Raw genomic sequence first — 14,996 nt, forward strand, 5'->3', positions numbered from 1 at the left:
CTGAACTCGTGAGCTCGGGCGATCGCCCCCACGGCCTGTACCCACAGACTCTAGGGTGCACGTCGGCGAATTTCCGGGCTTTCGTGATATTCGTTGCGGCGCAGCGCAACTGACTACGGCTGACCGAAGAATCCCGCTTGGTTGTCGCCGCGGTTGCCGACCCCGGAGCTGTCTTGGCCCAGGTTGAAGAATCCCGATGAGAGCGAACCGGAATTTCCGATGCCGGAACTGAACGTGAGGCCCGACAGGTTGATACCGGTGTTGTTGTCGCCGCTGTTGGTGAAACCGACGTTGTAAGTACCTGTGTTGAAATACCCGACCAGCGCGGTGCCGGCGTTCATGAACCCGGACGACGGCAATGCGGCGATCCCGTTGGCGTTCTGGAATCCGGTCACGTTGTCACCGGTGTTGAAGAATCCCGAACTGCCGGTGCCGGTATTGCCGAACCCGGAGGTCGTTCCGGGCTGGTTCAGGTTACTGCCGATGGCGGTGTTGACGTCGCCGGCATTGAACAGACCGGTATTGAGGTTGCCCGCGTTGCCGTAGCCGGTGTTGAGGCTGCCCGAGTTGAACGAGCCGGTGTTGCCGCCGCCGCCGAGTCCGGCGTTTCCGCCGGCGTTGAAGTCGCCGGTGTTGCTGGTGCCGGAGTTGCCCGAGCCTGCGTTGTAATGGCCGCCGTTTCCGATGCCCATGTTCTGGTTGCCACCATTGCCGACACCGAAGTTGTAGCTGCCCCCGTTGCCGACGCCGGTGTTGACCGAGCCACCGTTCCAGAAGCCGGTGTTGACGTCGCCCGCGTTGCCGAAACCGGTGTTGCCGTTGCCGGAGTTGAAGAACCCGAAGTTGCCGTCACCGGAGTTGAAGAAGCCGATGTTGTTGTTGCCCGAGTTTCCGAAGCCGAGGTTGCCGAGCCCCGTGTTCAAAGCACCGATACCGAACTGGTTATTACCGGTGAGCCCTATGCCGATGTTGTTATCGCCGAAATTGCCGAAACCGAAGTTGAAGTTTCCGTTGTTTCCGAATCCGACATTGCCGAAGCCGAGATTGCCGCTGCCGAGGTTGGAACCGCCGAGGTTGCCGTTGCCGAAGTTGGAGGAGCCGGAGTTGCCGCTGCCCAGGTTGTTGCTTCCGAAACGGTTACCCATGCCGAAGTTGCCGTCACCGAAGGAGTTACCGCTGCCCAAGTTGAAGATGCCGAAACTATTGCCGCTGCCGAAATTCGTGTGACCGATATTGCCGCTGCCCAGGTTGAAGTAGCCGAAGTTGCCGCTGCCCAGGTTCAGGTTGCCGATGTTGCCGCTACCGAGGTTGACATTGCCGAAGTTCCCGCTGCCCAGGTTGAAGTTGCCGATGTTGCCACCACCGAGGTTCCAGTCGCCGAAATTGCCCAGGCCGGTGTTGATGGCGGGCAGCCCGAATGCGGCCGGTGCGGACACTGCACTGACGATCGGGGCCAGCGGTCCCAGGTCGAGCAGGAACGCGGGCGTACTGGCCGGACCGAAGATCCCCGCCTGGCCGTCGCCGCGGTTGAAGGCTCCGGCGCTGCCGTTGCCCCAGTTCGACAGGCCGCTGCTGAAGCTGCCGGCGTGGCCGACACCCGAACCTCCGGTACCGGAAATCAGGATGCCGCTCGAGGCCGAGCCAGTGTTGAAGAAACCGACATTGTTGGTGCCCGCATTGTTGATGCCGACGTTGCCGTCACCGAAGTTATGGAACCCGGAGTTGTTGCTGGCACCGACGTTCTGGAAGCCAGACGAAAGATCACCGCTGTTGTAGAAGCCTGAGGTTCCAGTTCCGGTGTTGCCGAAGCCGGACGAAGTGACGCCCGCCGGCGTGATCGAGCTACCTAGGCCGGTGTTCAGGTCGCCCGAGTTGAGCAACCCGGTATTGGTCCAACCTGAATTGCCATACCCGGTGTTGAAGTAGCCCGAGTTGGCGCTGCCCGTATTTGCGTTACCGGTGTTGAACATGCCGGTATTCGATGATCCCGCGTTGCCGAGTCCCACGTTTCCACCGCCGGCATTACCGAGACCCATGTTGAAGTCACCCGCGTTACCCGGACCGAAGTTTTGGAAGCCGGCATTGCCGAAACTGGTGTTTAAGCTGCCCGCATTCCAGAAGCCGGTATTGATGTTTCCCGAGTTGCCGATGCCGAAGTTGCCGTCACCTGAGTTGAAGAAGCCGAAGTTGCCGTCACCAGAATTGAAGAAGCCGACATTGTTGTTGCCCGAGTTCCCGAACCCGAAGTTGGCGAGACCCGAGTTGAGCGCGCCGATGCCGATCAGGTTGTCGCCGGTGAGCCCGAAGCCGATGTTGTTGTTTCCGTTGTTGCCGAAGCCGAAGTTCAGGTTTCCGTTGTTGCCGAACCCGATATTGTTGAATCCCAGGTTGCCGCTACCCAGGTTGAAGGAACCCAAATTCCCGCTACCGTAATTCGTGCTACCGAGGTTCCCGCCAAGGATATTGCCGTTACCGGAGTTCCCGAAGCCGAAAATGTTGCCGAAACCGTTATTTCCAAAACCGAGGTTGGACTGGCCAATATTTCCGAGGCCCAGGTTGATGTAACCGTTGTTTCCGAAACCGAAGTTGTACGAACCGAAGTTTCCGCCGCCGAAGTTCAGGTTGCCAGTGTTTCCGCTACCCAGGTTGACACTGCCGAAGTTGCCGTTCCCCAGGTTGAAGTCGCCCAGGTTGCCCCCGCCAAGGTTCCACGTACCGATGTTGCCCAAGCCCGTGTTGATCGCCGGAATCGCCGCCGCCACCGCGGCTGCGGCTCCGGATGCGACCTGACCCAGAGCCGGCAAGCTCGTTACCCACGAAGCCAACTGCGACGCCGCCGCAGCCGCTCCGCTGTAGTAGCCCACCATCGCCGCGACGTCGGCGGCCCAGAACTCCTCGTAGATGCTCTCGGCGGCCGCGATTGCCGGCGCATTCTGGCCGAATAGGTTCGAGACCACCAACTGCACGAACGCATTTCGGTTCGCCGACACCGCCAATGGATGCACGGTCGCCGCCTGCGCGGCCTCGAATGCGCTCACCACGGCCTGGGCCGAACCGGCCGCTCCCACCGCTCGTGCCGCCGCCGCGGAGAGCCAACTCGCGTACGGAGCCGCCGCGGCAGCCATCTGCGCCGCCGCCGCACCCTGCCACGCCTGTCCAGCCAGACTCGAGGTCACCGACGCGAAAGATTGTGCCGCCGTTGCCAACTCCTCAGCCAAGCCGTTCCAGGCCGCTGCGGCCTCCAACATCGGCGCGGATCCCGCACCGGCGAAAATCCGCAACGAATTGATCTCCGGCGGCAATACGAAGAAACTCATGACCGATGTCCCCCTTCAACGGGCGAATGCAGCAGGCGAGCGAAGTGATCGCGGTCAACGCGAACACCATGAAGACTCTAGGAAAGTCGAAGGCGGGATATCGGGAATTCGGCAAATTGTTTCCGCACGCGAATCAATGGAATCTCGTCGTGCGGGTACGTCCACACCGCTTCGCTTCATGGACGAGTGCACAATGCCTGCCGCCTGACCGGCGTCAAACGAACCGGACCCTTGAAGTTGATGTTCGGTTGTGGGCGACCGCCTTTTGTTCCGCGGTGGAGCGTACTAGAACCTTTGTAATTGCAATTATTTGATACCAGCGGTGTGTCCAAACAGGAGCTGGAGCGGGAAAAGGCGGCTAGCAAATTACTCCGCATGAGGTGCCGGAGCACCGGCGCTGGCTGAACATCGGCGCCGCCTGTCTGGCGCCAACATCCTGCCCCCGGCCGGTCTCAATTCAGAAATGGCCGGGTAGCCACCACGTAGATCGCCAAAACCGCGAGCGGAGCCAATAGCGGCAACCACGGCAGTTGCAGCGGAAACGACGTCGCGACCAAGCCGACGAAGGTGAACCCGACTGCACCGACGAGCGTCGCCGGCGATGTGGCCAGATGACGGCTCAGCAGGTAACCCGCCGCACACAGCCCGGACAGCGCGGCGAATACCTGCGGGGTATCGGCGCCGACGATGACCGCTACCGTCAGCAGCACGGAAATCGTTGCGGCCGAGCGATTTATCGTTCCCGCTCCCACTGCCAGCACCGCCGTCGCCGCCAACACCAGCACCGGTCCGTGCGAGCCGGCGGCAGCCAATCCCACCATCAGCAAGCCGAACGCCGCGGAAACAATGCTCTGTGCGCGCGACGGCATCTTCAGTGCCTGCCCTGCAGTTGACGCCGGATCCGGCGGCGGCGGTCGGGCAGCCCGCCCAAGGACTGTTCCAGCGAGCGATCCCCGGGCCAGGACAGCACATCCACACCAACGGTGGCCATGTCGCGGTACATCGCCGAACGTTGCAACGTCCACATCTTGTCCACCAGCGGATCGAGTTCACCTTCGAACGGTGAGCCGTCGAGGACGTCCACGGCCACCACCACATGACCGCGCCGGCGCAGATCGATGAGCGCCAAAGCGAATTCGGTGTCGAGCAGGGTGGAGAACGCGAACACGATCGCACCCGCCGGGACGGCGGCGCGGGGCGCCAATGTGCCCGTGGCGTTGTCGAACTGCTCACCGGCACCGAGCACGGTATCCAGCACCCGGTAGAACTGCCGTTGCCCGATGTCGGCGCCCAGCCAGCGCGGGCGATTGCCGCCCAGCGCGACGATCCCGGCCCGGTCTCCGTTACGCAGCGCCGTCTGCACCACTTGGGCGGCGCCGCGCACCACGCGCTCGGTGGCCTCGGTCGCGGGTCCCGCCGGCTGGCGATACGTGTCGATGAGCACTACCACGTCAGCCGCGCGGTCGGTCAGCCGTTGCGTGACATGCAGTCGGCCCCGGCGTGCGCTGACCGCCCAATTCACCGCGCGCAGTTGATCTCCGGGAACGTAAGGGCGGATGTCGGCGTATTCGACGCCCGGACCGACATGGCGGGTGAGATGGGCACCCAACCGATCGAGCAGCTCGGTCTGCGGAATCGATGTCGATTGCGGCGGTGTCAGCGGGAAGACGATGACGGCGGAGACGTCAGCGGTCCCGGTCCCCCGCACCAGACCACCGCGCGCCACCACGTCCACGCGAACCGTGATCGGATAGCGCCCCCACCGATGGGTGACCGCGGTCACCGATTTTCCCTGGCCGCCATCCACCACATCGAGTTGCATGCCAGGTAGCGCCGATACCGTCAGGGCTGTGACCGCGTCCTCGGAATCCGTTGTGCTCCAGACCGTTATCTTTGCGTCTTCACCCTCGAAGCACCGTTGGGTATCCGGGTCCGCGTGTACCTGCACGTTCGGGGCCGGCCGCTGCCAACCCAGCGAGCACAGCACCCCGAGCAGCGGTGCGACGAAAGCGATCAACTGCCAGCGCCCGCTGATCACGGCGACCGCCAGCGCCACTCCGGCGCCGGTGGCGATCGCAAGGGTCAATTGCGAAGCACGCCAGCGCAACTCGACTTCCCGAGTCTGGATCACACCGATCCACCGTTGGCCCGCGGAACCGGCAACCGCCGCAGTAGTTCGCCTACCACGTCAGCGCCCTGGATCTTGCGCACCCACATCTCCGGACGCAGCGTGATGCGGTGTGCGACAGCGGCGGTGGCGAGAGCCTTGACGTCTTCGGGGATCACGTAGTCGCGACCGAGCAGCAGCGCACGGGCGCGGGCGAGTTGTACCAGGTCCAGTTCGGCACGCGGGCTGGCCCCGACGGAAACCTGCGGGTGGTGCCGGGTCGCGGTGGCCAGCGAGACGACGTAGCGCAGAACGTCCTCGTGCACCGTGACCTGCTCGACCGATTCGCGCATCGCCAGCAGATCGTGTGCGTCGACCACTTGGTTCACCGTCGGCTGCGCCGAACCGCGATCCAGCCGTCGGCGCAGCATCGCCGCCTCGTCCTGCTCGGAGAGGTAACGCAGTTCCAGCCGGATCGAGAACCGGTCCAGTTGCGCTTCCGGCAACGGATAGGTGCCTTCGTACTCGATCGGATTGTCGGTGGCCAGGACGATGAACGGCGTGGGCAGCCGGTGGGTTTGGCCGTCGATGCTGACCTGCCCCTCGGCCATCGCCTCGAGCAGGGCGGCCTGCGTCTTGGGCGGGGTGCGGTTGATCTCGTCGGCGAGCAGCAGGTTGGTGAAGATCGGTCCGCGGCGGAAATCGAAACGGCCGGACTGCATGTCGTAGATGGTCGAGCCGAGCAGGTCGGCCGGCAGCAGATCCGGGGTGAACTGCACGCGGGTGAACTCCAGCCCCAGCGCCGAGGCGAACGAACGCGCGATCAACGTCTTGCCCAGCCCGGGTAGGTCTTCGATCAGGACGTGACCGCCCGCCAGGACCGCGGTCAAGATGAGCGTCAACGCCGGCCGTTTGCCTACCACGACGCGTTCGATCTCGTCGAGTACCGCCTCGCAATTGGCAGTGGTTGTCGCTGCGGGCATCGTCATACTTGCTCCAACCTTCGCAGGATCTCTTCGAGCGCCTCGCGACCGGGTCCCGATTGTCGGTGGCTGTCGGCATTCCCGACGTTGTTGGGATCGACCCATTCCCAAAGCTGCGGGCCGAACAGCATCTCGCCGGTTGCGTTATACGCCGTGGGATCCTTGGCGTGTCGTTGGCCGGTGGCCATTTGGTAGCGACGGGCGAGCATCGGGCGCAGGTGGCGGTCCCAGTCTGCGCGGGTGGACTCTGACCAGCGGATCGTCGTCTCGGTGTTGGACAACCAGCGGCGCAGCCCGTCCCCGGGATCGTCGGAGTCCGGTTCGGCGACAGGCTCGTTCGGGTGGCCGAGGACCCTGCGGATGTTGAGCAGGACCAAGGCCGCGCCAATTCCCGTCGCGGCGAGCACGAAACCACGATCGCGCACGATCAGGGCGAGTGCCTCGATTCCCAGGATGAGTAAAACGCCGGTTAGCACAAGCCTTTTCATGCCCGCAGACCCGATCGGGGTGTTATCTCGTCAAGCACCAACTCCAGTAGCCGGACCGCGGTCCCACGGTGCCCTTCGTCCATCACGTGCGGACTGAACCGCGCTTCCTCGAACAGGTTCACCAGTTGCATCGCGTTGTCGGCACGCAGCGCATGGTGTTCGACGGCACGAGCCAGCACTTCGGTCGGAGTGTCGAACTCCTGGGGGACTGCGCCGGGCACGTTGGCCAATTCGCGTTCCATTGCCGCGTAGCAGGCGATGATCGCTTCGCGTGGTTCGCGGCTGAGATCTGCCATCTCGGCCAGTCCGACTTCTGCTGCGCGCAACAATGTTTCGGAGGCATTCTCCGGCGGCCGGGGTTCGGCGGCGTCGCCGTCGCGGACGGTGTCAACCGGTGCGACTCCTCGCCGTCGGGAAGCGACCGCACTGCCGACGAACAACATCAGCAGCACCGGCACGGTCGCAAGCAGGATGCCGAGCATGTCGCCGCTGTTCTTGTGCTGTGGATGTTGCTTGACCGGCGGGTTGGTGCCCGGACTGCCCGTCGTCGGGACATTCTTCGGTTGCGTCACTTCCAGTCCCACATCGGGCGGGGTGAAGAGGCGGGAAAGCACGATCGCGAGCACTAACCAGGCCACGATCACCGCGAGTGCGATCAGCACTATTCGCCAACTGGGCCGGGCGGTGTCCTTGCCCAGCATTTCCGACAGGTCGACGGTGCTGGGTGCGGCGGTGCGCGGGTCGCGCAGGCGGGCGATGATCGAGAACGCCAGCAGGCCGAGCGTGGCTGCGATTGCCGCCGCGAGGAACATCAGCGCCGCGGGACTTCCGCCGGCTTCCTTCAGTCGCGTTCCGTGCTGGGCGGGCAGGTATCCGCGCAGTGCCGCGGCGACCACGATCAGCAGGGCGATCACCGTGAGGACGCGTCCCGTGGGCTTGTCGACTCGCCCCATAGCCCGAAGGCTAACCGCGACGAGACGCCGGGGTCCAGAGCGGTCGCCGACCAGAGTTTTTGGTGGGGTGCCGGTCGCAGACATCGGTGGTATAGTCGAACATATGTTCGAAGCACCGGGTTTAAGCGATGGCGACCAGCAGGTCTTGGAGGCCGAGTTGATCGCGCGGATCACTGCGCTTGAACTCGGCAAGAGCGCTGCGGCCGCCGAACAGGCCCGCCTCACCGCCGCGCTGGCGACGTGTCGCCGCAGCGCCGAGGCCGCCGCCGGTGTACCTGCCCGCAAACAGGGCCGCGGGCTGGCCAGCGAGATCGCGCTGGCTCGCCACGACTCACCGGCCCGGGGCAGCCGGCATCTGGGTTTTGCCAACGCGTTGGTGCACGAAATGCCCCATACCCTGGCCGCCCTGGAGGCTGGGGCGCTCTCGGAGTGGCGGGCCACTCTGATCGTGCGCGAATCAGCCTGCCTGGACGTCGAGGAGCGGCGCACCCTGGACCGCGAAATGTGCTCCGATCAGGCCGGTTTGGACGGTCTGGGTGATCGGAAGATAGTGGCGGCGGCCAAAGCCATCGCCTATCGGCTCGACCCGCGTGCGGTGGTCGACCGCGCCGCAAACGCCGAGGCCGACCGCACCGTGACGATCCGGCCCGCACCCGACACCATGGTCTGCGTCAGCGCTCTCTTGCCGGTCGCCAAGGGCGTCGGGGTCTATGCCGCACTGCGCCGCGCCGCCGACACCACCTTCGACGGCCGGTCCCGAGGTCAGGTCATGGCCGACACTCTCATGGAGCGCGTCACCGGAAGTCCTGCCGAGGTACCGGCCCCGGTCGCCGTCAACCTGGTGATGTCCGCCGAGACATTGCTCGGCGACGGCGCCGCGGCGGCGCACCTGGACGGCTATGGGCCGATCCCGGCCGCGGTGGCTCGCAGCCTGCAGCGAAATCGAAGCCGCCATCACCGTCACACTGATCGACCGACATGCCGCCTAACACGTCAGACCTTGAACGGGGTGAAGCTGCCGTCGAGCACCTGGTGGTGACCGATGGTGCGTCCGGTGATCACGCGCGGGTCGACATGCGTCAATTGCACTGCGGCCTGGGCGAATTCGTCAGCCGAGCTGACGTCGTCGAAGTCGCGCGCGTAGTAGGACAGGCCGGGGGTCATGATCGGTTTGGACGGCGCCAGCGCGTTGACCGCGATGTTGTAGTCGGCGAGGTCGAAAGCCGCACACTGGGTCAGGTGTTCGAGCGCAGCCTTGGACCCGCCGTATCCAGGGAGCACTCCGACGCCGCGGTCGGAATAGGGGCCATCGCCGGGCAGCCGCGACGCGATCGAGGTGATGTTGACGATCGAGCCGCCGCCGGCGTTGATCATGTCCGGGCTGACCAATTGCATCAGTTCGTACGCCGCAAAGATCGAGATCTCGAAGTGCCGGCGATAGGCCGCCAACGGGACACTGACGAAGCCCGGCCAGTCGGGCTTGGTGTTGGGTGCTTTGGCGCGACGCTGCGCACCCGGTCGCCCCGGTGCGGTGAAGGCCGCGTTGTTGACCAGCGTGGTGATGGGCCCCAAGGCTTCCCGCGCCTCGGAGACCAGGCGGGCGACATCGTCGCGGTCGGTCAGGTCGGCGCGCACGGCCACCGCACGGCCGCCGGACGACTCGATCTCGGCGACCGTCTCGCCGATCGTTCCGGGCAGGCGCTCGTCCCAGACCTCCTCGGTGCGACCGACGACGGCCACCGCAGCGCCGTCGGCCGCCAGGGCCACGGCTATCGCCCGGCCCAGCCCGCGGCTGGCGCCCGTGACGATCGCCGTCACCTGTTGACTCCGTGCACGACGATGGCGGTCGTCTGGTCCACCCAGGCGTCGTCGAGTTCGGGGTACAACAACATTCGCAGCATCGTGGCTCCCCCTATCAACTCGATGAGACGGCCCGGTTCGACGTCCGGGTGCGCCTCTCCACGCTCAACCGCCTCACGCAGCCGGACCCGGACCGCGTCGAACAGGCCGGCGAAACGTGCCATCACGCGGGCGTTCAACGACGGGTCGGCGGTCATGTCCGCAAGAAGTCCCGGCAATGCGGCGCGCACGACAGGAGTCGTGAAAATGTCGCGCGTCGCCTCGATCATCATCCGGATGTCGGCGGCGAAGTCGCCGGCCGGGGTTTCCAACGCTGTCGGCGCGACCGGGAAGGCGGCCTCGTGAACCAACTCGGCTTTACTCGACCACCGCCGATAGAGTGCCGACTTGGTGGTCCCGGCCCGCTCGGCGACCGCGGCCAGGCTCAGGTTCGAATATCCGATCTGCACAAGCAGTTCCGACGTCGCCGCCAAGATGGCCGAGTCGATGCGCGGATCCCGCGGCCGGCCGGCGCCGGAGGCCTTGTCAAGGGATGGCACGTCTGCTTTCATAACGCTACCTACCGTATCGTAATTATCTCGCGAAGGAAGCATTCCGTGGCCAATGAACCGGCGGTCGAAGATGTCGGCCGCATGCAACGCTCGAGCCGCGACACCACGACCGTTCCGCAGCTGCTGTCGCAGTGGCTGTCGACGAAATTGCCCACGGCACCGGAGATAACCGTAGAAAGCGGCGTCGACTCCACCGGAATGTCATCGGAGACGATCATCCTGACCGCCCGCTGGGACGGGCAGGAACAGAAGCTAGTGGCCCGGGTCGCCCCCACCAACGAAGACGTTCCGGTGTTTCCGACCTATCGCCTCGATCACCAATTCGAGGTCATTCGCCAAGTCGGCGAGCTGACCGACGTGCCGGTCCCGCAGGTGCGCTGGATCGAGAACACCGGCGAGGTGCTCGGTGCGCCGTTCTTTCTGATGGATTACGTCGAGGGCGTGGTCCCGCCCGATGTGATGCCGTATACGTTCGGCGGGAACTGGTTCGCCGACGCGCCGGTCGAGCAACAACGGAAGCTGCAGGACGCGTCGGTAGGGATTCTGGCGACCCTGCACTCGATCCCCGACGCGGAGAAGACATTTGGTTTCCTCGCCGAGGGACTGACCGGTGACACCGCGCTGCGCAGGCATTTCAACTGGGTCAAGTCCTGGTACGACTTCGCCGTCCCCGACATCGGGCGTTCGCCGTTGGTGGAGCGCAGTCTCCAATGGCTGCAAGCCAATTGGCCCGCCGGAGCCGACCAGCGCGAGCCCGTCCTGCTGTGGGGGGACGCCCGGGTGGGCAACGTGCTGTACCGCGACTTCGCCCCGGTGGCGGTGCTGGACTGGGAAATGGTGACGTTGGGTCCACGTGAACTCGACGTGGCGTGGATGATATTCGCGCACAAGGTGTTCGAGGAACTTGCCGGGTTGGCGACGCTGCCGGGACTGCCGCAGGTGATGCGCGAGGAAGACGTGCGCGACACCTATCGAGGGCTCACCGGCGTGCAACTCGACGACCTGCAGTGGTTCTACGTGTATTGCGGCATCATGTGGGCCTGCGTCTTCATGCGCACCGGAGCGCGGCGCATTCACTTCGGCGAAACCGAGAAACCCGACGAGGTGGAGTCGCTGTTCTATCACGCCGGTTTGATGAAACGCCTTATCGGAGAGGAGCAATAATGCTCGGCCCACTCGACGAATACCCGGTACACCAGGTCCCGCAGCCGATCGCGTGGCCGGGCTCCTCGGACCGCAACTTCTACGACCGTTCCTACTTCAACGCCCACGACCGCACCGGCGATATCTTCGTGATCACCGGCATCGGCTACTACCCCAACCTCGGGGTCAAGGACGCCTTCCTGCTCGTCCGCCGCGGCGACACTCAAACCGCGGTGCACGTTTCGGACGCCATCGATCAGGACCGGCTGCACCAGCACGTCAACGGCTACCGGGTCGAGGTCATCGAGCCGCTACGCAAGATTCGGATCGTGCTCGACGAAACAGAAGGCGTCGCAGCCGATCTCACCTGGGAAGGCCTGTTCGACGTCGTGCAGGAGCAGCCACACATCCTGCGGACCGGTAACCGGGTGACGCTGCATGCCCAACGGTTCGCGCAGCTGGGCAGCTGGAGCGGGCACCTGGCGATCGACGGCGAAACCATCGATGTCGACCCGGCGACCTGGATCGGCAGCCGCGACCGGTCCTGGGGTATCCGCCCGATCGGGGAGGCCGAGCCGGCCGGCCGGCCGGCCGACCCGCCGTTCGAGGGCATGTGGTGGCTCTATGTCCCGATGGCGTTCGAGGACTTCGCGATCGTGCTGATCATCCAGGAGGAGCCGAACGGGTTCCGCTCGCTCAACGACTGCACCCGGGTCTGGCGCGACGGACGGGTCGAGCAGCTGGGCTGGCCGCGGGTCAAGATCCACTACCGTTCCGGCACCCGCATCCCGACCGGGGCGACCATCGACGCCACCGCCTGCGACGGCACCCCCGTCCATTTCGACGTCGAGTCCAAACTGCCGGTGCCGATTCACGTCGGCGGCGGGTACGGCGGCGACTCGGACTGGCTGCACGGCACCTGGAAGGGCGAGAAGTTCGTCGAGCGCCTGACCTACGACATGACCGACGCGGCCATCATCGGGCGGTCCGGATTCGGCGTCATCGACCACGTGGGGCGCGCGGTATGCCGGGAGGGCGACGCGGACCCGGTGGAAGGTTGGGGTCTGTACGAGCACGGGGCACTGGGCCGCCACGACCCGTCGGGATTCGCCGACTGGTTGACGGTCGCTCCCTGACGTGCGGTTCACTGACAGACGTGACGAACCCGGCGTGGAATGTCGACGTTGTCGTGGTGGGCGCCGGCTTCGCCGGGTTGACCGCAGGCCGCGAGCTGACCCGGCAGGGGCACGACGTGCTGGTGTTGGAGGGCCGAGACCGCGTCGGGGGCCGCTCGTTCACCGGCACGGTCGCGGGACTGCCGATCGACCGGGGCGGTTCGTTCGTCGGCCCCACCCAGGATGCCGTGCTGGCGTTGATCGACGAACTCGGGCTGCCGACGGTGCCGACCTATCACGACGGCAACAACGTGATCCACTGGCGCGGCGCGGCGCGCGCATACAGCGGAACCATTCCCCGGCTCTCGCTGATCGGCCTGCTCGATATCGCCCGCCTGCAATGGCAGTTCGAGCGGATCTCCCGCACGGTTCCCGTCACGTCGCCGTGGACGGCAAGACAGGCCGGGCAGTTGGACAGTGTGTCCCTCGGTCAGTGGCTACGCGCGGTACGTGCCACCGAATCCTCGCAGGATCTGATGGCGATCATGACCCGGGTCACCTGGGGCTGTGAACCCGACGACGTATCCATGCTGCACGCGGCCCGGTACGTACGCGCGGCCGGCGGCCTGAACCGACTGCTGGACACCGAAAACGGCGCACAGCAGGACCTCATCCCCGGCGGCACGCAGCAGATCGCCGACCGGGCGGCCGCCGAACTCGGCGATCGAGTGGTGCTGGACGCACCGGTGCGGCGCATCGAACGGCACGGCTCGGGTGTGACCGTCACCAGCGACCAGGGTCAGGCCGAGGCAGGGTTCGTCATCGTCGCGATCCCACCCGCCCATCGCGCCGCGATCGAATTCACTCCCCCGCTGCCCCCCGAATACACCGAGCTCGCCGAGCATTGGCCGCAGGGCCGACTCAGCAAGGCGTATGCGGCCTACGAGACGCCGTTCTGGCGGGCCAGGGGATTTTCCGGTTCGGCGCTGCTCGACAAGGGCCCGGTGTTCATCACCTTCGATGTCAGCCCGCAAGACGGGCCCGGCATCCTGTTGGGCTTCGTCGACCCGCGCGCGTTCGACTCGCTCACCTTCGAGCAGCGTCGCGGTGATGCGCTGCGGTGCTTCGCCTCGCTGTACGGCGACGAAGCTCTGACACCCATCGACTACACCGATTTCCGTTGGGGGACCGAGGAATTCGCACCGGGCGGCCCTACCGCGGCGGTGCCGCCGGGATCCTGGACGAAGTACGGTCGAGTGCTGCGCAAGCCCGTCGGCCCGATCCACTGGGCGGGCACCGAGACGGCCGACGAATGGACCGGCTATTTCGACGGAGCCGTGCGGTCCGGGCGGCGTGCGGCCGCCGAGGTGGCCGCGCTGCTATGAGCTGATCAGACGGATCCGGTCGTGCCGGGCCCGCACCGACTCGGCGAGCCCGCGCAGCTGCTGATTCACCGCTTCGGGCTGTTCCAGCATCGAGCAGTGCCCGCCGGGCAGCTCGACGAGACCCACTACGTTGGGGGCGGCGCCGGCGATCTTGCGCGACTGGCTGATCGGTGTCAGCCGGTCGCGCTTGCTGCCGATGACCAGCGTCGGCACCGTGAGCCCGTCCAGGCTCAGGTGGCGCGAACCCATCTCGTCGATGAGCATCCGCGCGCAGCCGCCGCGCCCGGCGGGCAACGTCTGGGCGAACAACTCGTAGACCAACTCGACGACGCCGGGGTCCGCCTCGGCCCCGGTCGCCATCAGCGCGACCATGTATTGGCTGGGTATCCGGACCGCGCTGGGCAGCGGCAACCCGCCGATGGCGTTGATCAGCGTTCTACCGGCGATCACGCGGACCGGGGACAGTCCCCGCGGTACCGACAGCAGCTTGATCTGGCGCAGCAGGTCACCGCTGGCCGTGTTGATCAGCGCGACGGCGTCGGCGCGTCGAGCGACCTTGTGGCGGTAACGCTGCGACCAGGCTTGGATGGTCATCCCGCCCATCGAGTGCCCGGCGATCAACGCGCGCTCGTGCGGGGCCAGCGTCGCCTCCAACACGCAATCCAGGTCCGACGCAAGGTGTTTGAGGCTGTAACCGCCGCGGCGCGGCAGGCCGCTGCGACCGTGTCCACGGTGGTCGAAGGCGATCACCCGGTATTCGCCTGCCAGATCGGCGATCTGGAAAGCCCAGGCGCGAATGGCGCAGACGAAGCCGTGCGTCAGGACGATCGGGTAGCCGTCCGGCGGACCGAATACTTGGGCGTGCAAGGGGGTTCCGTCGGCGGCGCGGACCGTCATGGCGCGGCCCGGTGGCATCAGTTCGGCCAGCGCACTGGACTTTCGAGCACTCATCGCCGCTCCCCCCTTGGCCGCGGCTCCGTTGCCGCCCTCCGGTTCAGCGAGTTTACCTGACCGTAATGTGCGGTCTGTCACATTCGCAGAACACGATCGGGTAACGGCCACGCAGGCGTGTGAGACCCTCTCGTGTCCCAGCT

13 protein-coding genes and 1 pseudogene are annotated in these 14,996 nt (G+C 65.7%); 5 read left to right on the plus strand and 9 right to left on the minus strand.

Features of this window, described 5'->3' with window-relative positions; translation table 11 throughout:
• Positions 1-113: 113 nt before the first annotated feature.
• The gene (locus AC5Y46_RS20680; protein WP_499946972.1) at positions 114-3,317 is read right to left on the minus strand and encodes a PPE family protein; all 3,204 of its coding nucleotides are present in this window, start codon (positions 3,315-3,317) and stop codon (positions 114-116) included.
• A 5-nt stretch (positions 3,318-3,322) separates the two neighbouring features.
• Here AC5Y46_RS20680 and AC5Y46_RS20685 point away from each other — a divergent pair, with 5 nt between their 5' ends.
• The gene (locus tag AC5Y46_RS20685; RefSeq protein WP_499946970.1) at positions 3,323-3,631 is read left to right on the plus strand and encodes a hypothetical protein; all 309 of its coding nucleotides are present in this window, start codon (positions 3,323-3,325) and stop codon (positions 3,629-3,631) included.
• 138 nt (positions 3,632-3,769) lie between these two features.
• Here AC5Y46_RS20685 and AC5Y46_RS20690 read toward each other — a convergent pair whose 3' ends face one another.
• The 5 genes from AC5Y46_RS20690 to AC5Y46_RS20710 are packed head-to-tail and all read right to left on the minus strand — an operon-like array spanning position 3,770 to position 7,848.
• Positions 3,770-4,186, minus strand: a complete 417-nt coding sequence (locus AC5Y46_RS20690; RefSeq protein WP_499946969.1) for a hypothetical protein — start codon at positions 4,184-4,186, stop codon at positions 3,770-3,772.
• A gap of 2 nt (positions 4,187-4,188) precedes the next feature.
• The gene (locus AC5Y46_RS20695; protein ID WP_499946968.1) at positions 4,189-5,448 is read right to left on the minus strand and encodes a DUF58 domain-containing protein; all 1,260 of its coding nucleotides are present in this window, start codon (positions 5,446-5,448) and stop codon (positions 4,189-4,191) included.
• A complete protein-coding gene (locus AC5Y46_RS20700; protein ID WP_499946967.1) occupies positions 5,445-6,413 on the minus strand; it encodes an AAA family ATPase in 969 nt (322 codons plus the stop codon). Before AC5Y46_RS20700 ends, AC5Y46_RS20695 begins: the two co-directional genes overlap by 4 nt.
• Positions 6,410-6,895, minus strand: a complete 486-nt coding sequence (locus tag AC5Y46_RS20705) for a hypothetical protein (protein WP_499992744.1) — start codon at positions 6,893-6,895, stop codon at positions 6,410-6,412. Before AC5Y46_RS20705 ends, AC5Y46_RS20700 begins: the two co-directional genes overlap by 4 nt.
• Complete coding sequence (locus tag AC5Y46_RS20710) at positions 6,892-7,848, minus strand: DUF4129 domain-containing protein (RefSeq protein ID WP_499992746.1); 957 nt, start codon at positions 7,846-7,848, stop codon at positions 6,892-6,894. The genes AC5Y46_RS20705 and AC5Y46_RS20710 overlap by 4 nt, the downstream gene beginning before the upstream one ends.
• A gap of 103 nt (positions 7,849-7,951) precedes the next feature.
• Between AC5Y46_RS20710 and AC5Y46_RS20715 the strand changes: the two are divergent.
• Positions 7,952-8,782 (plus strand): annotated as a pseudogene (locus tag AC5Y46_RS20715) (DUF222 domain-containing protein); the annotation flags it as partial.
• A 59-nt stretch (positions 8,783-8,841) separates the two neighbouring features.
• Here AC5Y46_RS20715 and AC5Y46_RS20720 read toward each other — a convergent pair.
• Positions 8,842-9,666, minus strand: a complete 825-nt coding sequence (locus tag AC5Y46_RS20720; RefSeq protein ID WP_499946963.1) for an SDR family NAD(P)-dependent oxidoreductase — start codon at positions 9,664-9,666, stop codon at positions 8,842-8,844.
• Entirely contained in the window at positions 9,663-10,259 is a 597-nt protein-coding gene (locus AC5Y46_RS20725) for a TetR/AcrR family transcriptional regulator (RefSeq protein ID WP_499946962.1), read from the minus strand. Before AC5Y46_RS20725 ends, AC5Y46_RS20720 begins: the two co-directional genes overlap by 4 nt.
• A gap of 45 nt (positions 10,260-10,304) precedes the next feature.
• Between AC5Y46_RS20725 and AC5Y46_RS20730 the strand changes: the two genes are divergently transcribed.
• Genes AC5Y46_RS20730 through AC5Y46_RS20740 form a run of 3 tightly spaced genes read left to right on the plus strand, consistent with a single transcriptional unit; the run spans position 10,305 to position 13,902 of the window.
• A complete protein-coding gene (locus AC5Y46_RS20730) occupies positions 10,305-11,423 on the plus strand; it encodes a phosphotransferase family protein (protein ID WP_499946961.1) in 1,119 nt (372 codons plus the stop codon).
• Complete coding sequence (locus tag AC5Y46_RS20735; protein ID WP_499946960.1) at positions 11,423-12,538, plus strand: Rv3169 family protein; 1,116 nt, start codon at positions 11,423-11,425, stop codon at positions 12,536-12,538. The genes AC5Y46_RS20730 and AC5Y46_RS20735 overlap by 1 nt, the downstream gene beginning before the upstream one ends.
• Positions 12,539-12,558: 20 nt before the next feature.
• Complete coding sequence (locus AC5Y46_RS20740) at positions 12,559-13,902, plus strand: flavin monoamine oxidase family protein (RefSeq protein WP_499946959.1); 1,344 nt, start codon at positions 12,559-12,561, stop codon at positions 13,900-13,902.
• Here the strand turns inward: AC5Y46_RS20740 and AC5Y46_RS20745 are convergent.
• Complete coding sequence (locus AC5Y46_RS20745) at positions 13,897-14,853, minus strand: alpha/beta fold hydrolase (protein ID WP_499946958.1); 957 nt, start codon at positions 14,851-14,853, stop codon at positions 13,897-13,899. The two genes, AC5Y46_RS20740 and AC5Y46_RS20745, sit on opposite strands and share 6 nt — an antisense overlap.
• Between the last annotated feature and the right edge of the window lie 143 nt (positions 14,854-14,996).

It is taken from the genome of Mycobacterium sp. NGS59 (assembly GCF_059812345.1).